General features: G+C 55.5%; 8 protein-coding genes. 4 read left to right on the top strand and 4 right to left on the bottom strand.

From position 1 onward, the window contains the following. Together NTW95_12385 and NTW95_12380 are read left to right on the top strand one after the other, a co-directional pair. Nucleotides 1-467 (top strand): HD domain-containing protein (locus tag NTW95_12385; protein ID MCX6558205.1); only part of this gene is annotated, 467 nt, incomplete at its 5' end. Between the two features lie 176 nt (nucleotides 468-643). After that, on the top strand, nucleotides 644-2,620 hold the full coding sequence (locus NTW95_12380; GenBank protein MCX6558204.1) for a mucoidy inhibitor MuiA family protein: 1,977 nt from the start codon (nucleotides 644-646) through the stop codon (nucleotides 2,618-2,620). A gap of 61 nt (nucleotides 2,621-2,681) precedes the next feature. On the opposite strand, the gene cysS is transcribed toward NTW95_12380, so the two are convergent. Further along, nucleotides 2,682-4,070, bottom strand: coding sequence for a cysteine--tRNA ligase (cysS, locus tag NTW95_12375; protein ID MCX6558203.1), 1,389 nt, complete (start codon nucleotides 4,068-4,070; stop codon nucleotides 2,682-2,684). Between the two features lie 4 nt (nucleotides 4,071-4,074). Further along, a complete protein-coding gene (locus tag NTW95_12370; GenBank protein MCX6558202.1) occupies nucleotides 4,075-4,827 on the bottom strand; it encodes a TrmJ/YjtD family RNA methyltransferase in 753 nt (250 codons plus the stop codon). Nucleotides 4,828-5,172: 345 nt separating this feature from the next. On the opposite strand from NTW95_12370, the gene NTW95_12365 reads away from it, so the two are divergent. After that, complete coding sequence (locus tag NTW95_12365; protein MCX6558201.1) at nucleotides 5,173-6,018, top strand: hypothetical protein; 846 nt, start codon at nucleotides 5,173-5,175, stop codon at nucleotides 6,016-6,018. 84 nt (nucleotides 6,019-6,102) lie between these two features. On the opposite strand, the gene NTW95_12360 is transcribed toward NTW95_12365, so the two are convergent. Together NTW95_12360 and NTW95_12355 are read right to left on the bottom strand one after the other, a co-directional pair. After that, nucleotides 6,103-7,032 carry a hypothetical protein gene (locus NTW95_12360; GenBank protein ID MCX6558200.1) on the bottom strand — a complete coding sequence of 310 codons (930 nt, stop codon included), beginning with the start codon at nucleotides 7,030-7,032 and terminating at the stop codon, nucleotides 6,103-6,105. Next, entirely contained in the window at nucleotides 7,029-7,631 is a 603-nt protein-coding gene (locus tag NTW95_12355) for a hypothetical protein (protein MCX6558199.1), read from the bottom strand. The genes NTW95_12360 and NTW95_12355 overlap by 4 nt, the downstream gene beginning before the upstream one ends. A 210-nt stretch (nucleotides 7,632-7,841) precedes the next feature. On the opposite strand from NTW95_12355, the gene NTW95_12350 reads away from it, so the two are divergent. Continuing rightward, on the top strand, nucleotides 7,842-8,371 hold a 530-nt coding region (locus NTW95_12350; GenBank protein ID MCX6558198.1), incomplete at its 3' end, for a PCRF domain-containing protein.

Below are 8,371 nucleotides of genomic sequence, written 5' to 3'. Positions count from 1 at the left end.
TCATCCTCGCTTCCAGCCCCATGCATGACATCGGAAAAATCGGCATCCCCGACTCCATCCTCCTGAAAAAGGGAAAGCTGGACCCGGAGGAGTGGGAAATCATGAAGACGCATACCACCATCGGCGCCGAACTGCTGGCGGGGCACAACAGCTCCCTGATGAAAGTCGCCTCCAGCATCGCCTTGACGCATCACGAACGCTGGGATGGGAAGGGTTATCCGCAGGGTATGAAAAGCGAAGAGATCCCGCTGGTGGGACGGATCGTGGCCCTCTCCGATGTCCTCGACGCGCTTCTTTCCGATCGCCCTTACAAGAAAAGCTGGCCCATGGAGAACGCCCTGAACGAGATCGAGGCGCTGAGGGGAAAAGCGTTCGATCCCAGCCTGGTGGACGCCCTGCATGAGGCCCTGCCCGAGATCAAGGACATCCTGCACAGGATCGAATCCAAAACGCTGACCCAATTATAAAATAAATCCGCTTTGACGAATGAATCAAGTTCCGTGGATGAGGCGGATAACCCAGTTTGATCCATCTTGATTTTTTTTTAACCCTTGTTATAATTTGTCCACTTATCCCATTCAATCAGGAGGGATCAATGACGACATGGTCTAAAACTCTATTTGTTTTTTTATTTATCCTCATTATGCTCGACCCTTTATCCATTCCAGGTGAAAAAGCAAAAGCAATTGCCATATCATCAACTATTGAATCGGTTACCGTTTACCGTGACCGGGCCCTGGTCAAGCGGGCCGCCCAGCATGATTACCAGCCGGGCGACTATGTGCTCAAGATAGCCAATCTGCCACTCTCTCTGCTGGACGAGTCGGTCCGCGTCTCGGGGAGCGGCAGCGCCGCGGCCAAGATACTGGACATCAAAATAAAGAGCGAACGGCTGGAGGAGAGCGCCATCGGCCGCATTGGCGAACTGGAAAAGAACCAACGCGAACTGGAGAACCAGGTTCGGGTCCTGGACGACCGCATGGAACTTTTGAACCGCAAGGACGAATTCCTCAGGTCCCTGCTCAGTGATAGGGGCGGCTCCCCGGACAAGGAACAGGAATTGCAGAAAAAGGGCATCGCCGAGTGGTCCCGGATGTTCGATTTCCTGGAGAGCAACCTGAATAAAATGAACAACGAAAAAAGGAACCTCGAAATAGAAAAAGCGAAGCTCCTGGAGAAGAAAGCCGTGATCGACCATGAGCTGGGCCAGCAGATCGAGATGCGCGTGAAAGAGAGGAAAAGCATCGAGATCGAGGTCGAGATCAGCCGCGGCGGCAGCCTGCAGGTCGATGCATCCTACATCGTTCCCCAGGTCTCCTGGACCCCCGTCTACGACCTGCGCTTCAACTCGGACAAGAATGAAGCCGGATTGACCTGCCAGGCATTGGTCCGACAGGAGACGGGCGAGGATTGGGATAACACCGCCCTCACTCTTTCGACCGCCCGGCCAATGATGGAGAATACACTCCCCGCGCTGGGCCCGCAGACTTTGGACCGGCCCCAGTCCCTTTCCATGACGGGTTCAAACATTATTTATGGCAAGGTTGTCCTGGAAGACGGGAATTTGGTTCCCGGGGTTACCGTTTCATTGTTTTTCGGGCAGTATAAAATCAAGGATACGGTCACTTCAGAAAATGGGGATTTCAGGTTCATCGACCTGGCCCCGGGGACGTATCAGCTGCGTTCTGAATTAGAGGGATTTAAAACATCGATCCTGAAGAAGGTCCAGCTGGTTTCCGGCCAGAACATCCGCATCACCGTACCCTTGCAGCTCGGGACGATCAATGAAGCCGTGACGGTTACCGGGCAGACGCCGATGATCGACACCAAGAGCTCCGACCGATCGTATGTCTTCAATCCCAACCAGCCAGCCGTTGCCGGCAGTGGCGGCGGGGAAAAAAGGCACTCAGACGTCATCGTGATCAAGGAGCCGCTCATCCAGACCATGGAGGTCCCGACCGCGGGCATCTCTGCCGAGGCAGTGGCGGCTACCTTCGCCCTGAAGCAGAAGGAGACGATTCTGAGCAACAACGCTCCGCAAAAAGTAACCATGGCCGTCGAGTCCATCCCCTTTCAGAGGGAGTATCAAGCTATCCCCAAGCTCATGGAGCAGAGCTTCCTGAAGGCCACGGCCACCAACAGCGCCCCCTTCCCCCTGCTGGCCGGGAAGGTAAGCATATTCTACGATGAGAGTTTCGTCTCCAGCACCGCGATTCCCCAGGTGAGTGCCAACGAAAAATTCACTGTCTCCATCGGCGAAGGGAGCGGCATTAAGGTAAAGCGCGAATTGGTCGAGAAGAAGACCGATGGCGCCGGCCTTTTCAGAAAGAAAGTGCAAACTGTATACGAATACCGGATCACTGTAGAAAATTTCCAGAAAAGCGAGGAGAGTATCACGGTCATCGACCAGGTCCCCGTCACCGAGAACGAGGATATCGCGGTTGAGCTGCTCAGCGCCGTACCCGCAACATTGAAACCCAAGGAAGAGGACGCGGACAAGGAGAAGCGCGAGGGAGTACTGAAATGGCTTCTGCAGCTGAAACCGCTCAAGAAAAAAACGATCAGTTTTAAATATTCGGTCACTTATCCCAAGAAACTGGACGTCTTCAATCTCGATTAGAAATCTCTTTCAAGTTTAACAAGAATTTATTGCGCTAAGCCAATCGTCGAAGAGGTCAGGCCTATTCTTTTTTCCACTTCACGCCGTCGGGGGTGTCCAGCAACACGATCCCCTGAGCTTTCAGCTCGGCGCGGATGGCGTCGGCTCTCTTAAAGTCCTTCTCCTTGCGGGCCGCTTCCCGTTCCCTGATTTTCTCCGCGATGACCGCGTCGAGGGGTTTCTCCTCGGCTGCGTCCAGGACGCCCAGGACCGAATTCACCCGGTGCAGGAACTCCAGCACCTGAGCGGCATCGTTTTGCTTCAGGTTGGCCATGCGCTGGTTCATCCTAGTGATGAAGTCGAACAAGGCCCCCAGGGCGCCGGAGATGTTGAGGTCGTCTGCCATATGCGCGGCGAAAGCCTTTTCGCCGGCAACGATCAGGACAGTTGTCTCGGGGTTGGCTTCGCCCGGCGTGTTTATGCCCTTGAGGGAAAACTCGAAGTTCTTGATGCGGGCCAGTGCCTGCGCGGCCATCTCCAGGCTGTCGAAGGTGAAATTGAGCAGCTTGCGGTAGTGGCTGGAGAGCAGCAGGTAGCGTACGGCCATCGGGTCGCAGCCGCGTTCCAGCAGGTCGGCCAGGGTGTGGAAGTTGCCCAGTGACTTGGACATCTTCTTGTTGTCGACGATCAGGTGCTGACAATGGAGCCAATAGTTGACGAAGGTCTGTCCGTTGGCGCTTTCCGACTGGGCGATCTCGTTCTCGTGGTGCGGGAAGATATTGTCCACGCCGCCCATATGGATGTCGAAGTGCGGCCCCAAATATTTCATGCTCATGGCCGAGCACTCGATGTGCCAGCCGGGCCGCCCCTCGCCGAAAGGCGCCGGCCAGGAGGGCTCTCCCGGCTTCTTCCCCTTCCAGAGGACGAAGTCCTGGACCGCCTCCTTTTCATACTCGTCGGCATCGAGCGTAGCGGCTTCGCTCGGCTTCAGGTTCTCGCGCTCGATGTTGGCCAGCCGGCCGTAGTTCGGGAAACGCTCGATGCTGAAATAGACCGAGCCGTCCTTCTCGTAGGCGAATTGTTTTTCCAGCAAACTGGAGATCAGGCTCACCATCTCCGGAATATGGGCGGTGGCGCGCGGGTAGACGTCGGCCGACAGGATGTTCAGGGTGCGCAGGTCGGCGTGGAAGGCGTCGATGTACTTTTGCGTCACCTCGGCCAGCGGCACGCCGAGCTCGTTGGCCTTGCGGATGGTCTTGTCGTCGATGTCGGTGATGTTCATCACGTGGCGCACGCGAAAATCCGAGTAGAGGAGGAAACGCTTGACCAGGTCCTCGAAGACATAGGAGCGGTAGTTGCCGATGTGCGGGTAATCGTAGACCGTCGGTCCGCAGGTATAGAGGCCGACTTTCCCCGCTTCAATCGGACGGAACTCCTCCAGCCGGCGGGTCAACGTGTTATAGAATCTCACAGGCTCACTCTTCCTTCCCGGCCTTGGCCCGGCAGCGCGCCTGGGTGAACCAGCGCACCTGCTTGCAGAAGCGGTCGAACACGGCCACGTCGGCGTTGGTCCAGCGGGTGCGGCTCATGGCCCGGCGCAGCGAACGGTGGAAAAGGCCGTTCTCCGGCTCGCGCACTTCCAGGCTTTTCATCAGCTCCCAGATGTTGTCGATCAACCGCTCGAACGCCCGTTTCTCGGCCATGCGCGGCAGTTCGGCAACGTGTTCGCCGATGCTGATTGTCTTGTACACTTCGTAGGTAAGCACCATCACCGCCTGGGAAAGGTTGAGCGAAGGGTAGCCCCCGGCCATGGGGATGCGCACGAGAAAGTTGGCCAGCTGGCTTTCGCCAATGGTCACCCCCTTGTCCTCGCGGCCGAAGACCAGGGCGATCTCCTCGTCGCCGTGACTGCCGGCGATGCGCTCGGCCGCCTGGGCCGGCGACAGGAAATCCTTCTTCCATTTTCCCTTCTTGGCCGTGGCCAGGAAGACCTGCGAAACGCCCCGCAGCGCTTCCGAGAGCGAAGGGAATTCGCGGGCGGATTCGATGATCTCCTGGGAGCGGTAGCCCATTTTCTTCTGTTCGACCTCGTCGCGGAAAGGGACGGGGTTGACCAGACGCAGGCTGGAAAGGCCCATGTTCTTCATGGCCCGGACCACCGAGCCGATGTTGCCCGCCTGCTTGGGCTCGACCAGCACGATATGGATGCGCTCAAGAAGTTTTTTCATTTTGATATCCGGCTGTTTTCAAATCGTTCAAATTATAGTTCAAAACAAAATTTAGCCTTTAACATAGACTACCTTCATACAATAAGGAACGATTTAGCAACGGTTTGATCGTCCATCGGATTCATTATTCCATAATTGGTAAAATTGTCAATGCCGGTGACACGCGGTCAGCAGCCCGCCCCGGGAAACAGGCTTACTGGCGGGGATATGCTTTTAAACAAATCATTGTCGGTTATTGCAATTTAAATAAAAGTTCCATAAAATACACGTATGGGGGAAATTGATTTTCCTGTCAGCGTTTCTTGCACTGTCGGGACGAACAAAGATTGTTAAAAAGGGGGAACCATGAATAAAAAAACGTTTGTCGGACTGACGCTTTTATCTTTGTTGCTTATCGCTCCGTTGAAAATGGAGGCCAGCGCCTTTAAATTTCGCATTTTCGGCGGAGGGATTTATCTTCAGGGCGGAGACCTCAACAGCGGTCTGCAAGGCTGGACCGACTATTGGAAAGCCTACCGGAATTTACAGGGGTATACACAGCAAACGGGGTCGTTCAATCCCGTTCACTTCGGCTTGAATGTCGGGGGCGACGTTATTCTGCAATTGTCGCCGCATTGGGGATTGGGCGTGGGTACGGAATACATCATGGCGACGAAATCTTCGGTATTTGCCTTCCAATCACTGACGAAGCAAATCAACTGGAACATTCTCGGAAAAGTTCAGGCCGTTCCGGCGAAGCTGAGTGTATTTTATTTCATGCCTGTCAAAGATTCTCTGACGATCGTTATCCATGCCGGAGCGGGGTATTATTCGGCGAAAACCCGGCTGGAATCCCTCACGGATGTTGACCCGAATATGGAATACATCATCGATGCCAGTGCCCAGGGGACCGGTTTTCACGGCGGCCTCGGTTTGGAACTAAAACTTTCTACCGGGGTGCATTTTTTCATCGAGGGCGTAGGCCGGTACGCGTCGCTATCCGGATTCAAGGGCAAAACGTCGATCACCGGCGATGGCAGTTGGGATGGAAAACTCTACTATTGGGAAGCGACGAAGTCTTTCATCGACAATTACGGCTATATTGACCTTTTGGTCAGTCCACCGACTGTACCAAGCGTCAATTTCGTGCGGGAAGCTAAAATCGATTTTAGCGGATTAAGCCTGCGGGCCGGGATTGTAGTCATTCTATAGCCTATAAGTAGCACTCCATTTTTTTAGGGAACAAAGCGAACAGGGATAATTTCGCGATGATCTTTCCGGTTTATTTATATTGTATTACAGGTCGATTTTGATTTGTTCGATCTTGGCCGGGTCGATCGTGCCCAGGGCGTATTTTTTCTCGGCGATCTTCACGTGCTCGGGAACCGGGAGTGGGTCGACTTTTTCCCGCGCCCGCTTCTCGTTGATGACGCCGATGGCGCTCATCTCGACCGCCAGCGGGTCGCTGCCGATGATGATCCCGCCCCAGTACCAGGGGACGGAGCGCCGGTAGGTGCCGCGCAAACCGCTGACCATGTTCAGGATCGTCTTGCTCTTGAGGCTGGACCGGGCGCAGACTCCGGCCAGGAAATCGGCATCCTTGTGGCACTTGGGCATGTCCTCGGGGAGGAGCGAGCCGATCTGGTTCTTGAGCAGCAGGCTGGCGACCAGGTCGCCGTCGGCGCATTTCAGCGAGGCCAGGTTGATGATCTTCGTGGCCGTCTGGGTGACGATTTTGCTCAAGCGCTCCTGGGCATCGAAGCCGTCGCCCTGGTCGGTCCCGGTATAGCGCACGCCGCTGCTGGTGCGGTTGATGGCGAAGCCGCTGGCAATCAAGGATTCCGAATCGTTGTCATAAACGATGATGCGATTGGCCGGGACCATTGTTTGCAGGCTGTTGCACAGAGCGGCCATGAGTTCAGGATGCGGGCTCAGGCCGATGGTCCAGGTATTGCAGTTGATCTTGACGGCCACCACGTCGTCGGGTTTGAGCCCGAGCGTTTTCCAGGAATCGGCCGCGGTTTTCCGGCCGGTCAGCGCCAGCAGCGCCCGGTCGAAAAGGCGGGCGGTCTCCTTGGCGTCGGCCTGGTTGCGGTCGTTGATCGCCTTCGCGTTGCGGGCCAGGACGACCCGGCTCTTGGCCGCGGCCGTTAAATCGACGCTGAGGCAAAGAGCGGCCAGTGCCACAAGCGCAAAAATGCATGGAATCCATTTGTTTCTCTTCATTTTTTTTCCTCCTTTGGGGATTTTAGAGCCTTATAGCAAATTTTAAAATTTGATATCTTTTTAGAACAAATTTTGAATTTGCTATCTAAGGCTCTTATCCAGCTCTGCTGGGTCAGGATATCGGCCGCGAATTGGTCCAGTATGGCGGCCAAGCTATCGTCATCGACGTGAAGATAGATCAAGCGCTCGTCTGATGCCAGGTAAATGAAATAATCGGGGGGAAAGCGGTAGGCCTTGTTCTGGGCGGCCAGCGCTGCAGGCTTACCTCCTTCGGGAGCGATGCGCGGGTCGGCCAGGGCGGCCAGGGCCTGGGCCGCGCTGGCCATGAAAAAGCAGTCACAGGTGATGCGACGGTTGCGTGCATCGGAGAATTCGCGATGGACGAGCTCACGAAAACCGTGATCGAGATAAACGATGCCGCCGCCGTCCATGTAGTCGAAGATGGAGCCGTTGGCCAATTTTTGTTCGGGGAGTCCGTAACGTTCCTCGCTTACGGTCGGAACAAAGCCTTTGGGCAGAGGGTTTTCCATGCCGGGCGCATGACGAACCGGCAGCAGGGCGCACAGCAAAAAAATTCCACAGCGCAGGCAGGGGCTCATTTTTTCATTATATCTTACGCGTCCGCTTATGGAAAGTTCTACTTGACGGAGATGGCGAAACCAATTACAATTGAAAAATGGAACTGGCGCAAATCAAAAATCTCTTCGTCCAATTGAAGCAGAAAGCCTCCGATCTCCGGGGGTTTCTTTGAAATAGCCCAAAAGACCGAACAAATCAAGGGAATCGACGCCAGGCTGACCGATCCCGCCATCTGGAGCAAGCCCCAGGAGGCGGCCCGTTTGCAGAAGGAAAAAAAGATCTTGAACAGTTTTCTGCAAGTCGAGGGGAAACTGGGCTTCGCCATCGAGGAACTGGAGACCTATTTCCAGCTGATCGACGAGGACCCCGATCTCCTGGGCGAGCTGGAGGAGAAAATCGATCTCTTCCGCGAATACGTCGAGGAGACCGAGGTCAAGCATTACCTCAACGGCGAAAGCGATCCCAGCAACGCCTTCCTGAGCATCCACCCCGGCGCCGGCGGCACCGAAAGCCAGGACTGGGCCGAGATCCTGCTGCGCATGTACCTGCGCTTCGGCGAGCGCCTTGGTTTCAAGACCGAGATCACCGATATCCTGGCCGGCGAGGAGGCCGGGATCAAGAGCGTTACCGTGCGTTGCGAGGGTGAGTTCGCCTTCGGCTACCTGAAAGAGGAGATCGGCGTCCACCGTTTGGTGCGCATTTCCCCCTTCGATTCCAACAAGCGCCGCCACACCTCGTTCGCCGCCGTGTTCGTCATCCC

The sequence above is a fragment of the Candidatus Aminicenantes bacterium genome, assembly GCA_026393795.1.
Lineage (GTDB): Bacteria > Acidobacteriota > Aminicenantia > UBA2199 > UBA2199 > UBA2199.
This window is presented reverse-complemented; position numbering and strand designations above follow the sequence as displayed.

Coding starts and splice junctions, on each gene's coding strand:
- NTW95_12365 (MCX6558201.1), top strand. CDS start 5,173: ATGAATAAAAAAACGTTTGTCGGACTGACGCTTTTATCTTTGTTGCTT.
- NTW95_12370 (MCX6558202.1), bottom strand. CDS start 4,827: ATGAAAAAACTTCTTGAGCGCATCCATATCGTGCTGGTCGAGCCCAAG.
- NTW95_12380 (MCX6558204.1), top strand. CDS start 644: ATGCTCGACCCTTTATCCATTCCAGGTGAAAAAGCAAAAGCAATTGCC.
- NTW95_12355 (MCX6558199.1), bottom strand. CDS start 7,631: ATGAGCCCCTGCCTGCGCTGTGGAATTTTTTTGCTGTGCGCCCTGCTG.
- NTW95_12360 (MCX6558200.1), bottom strand. CDS start 7,032: ATGAAGAGAAACAAATGGATTCCATGCATTTTTGCGCTTGTGGCACTG.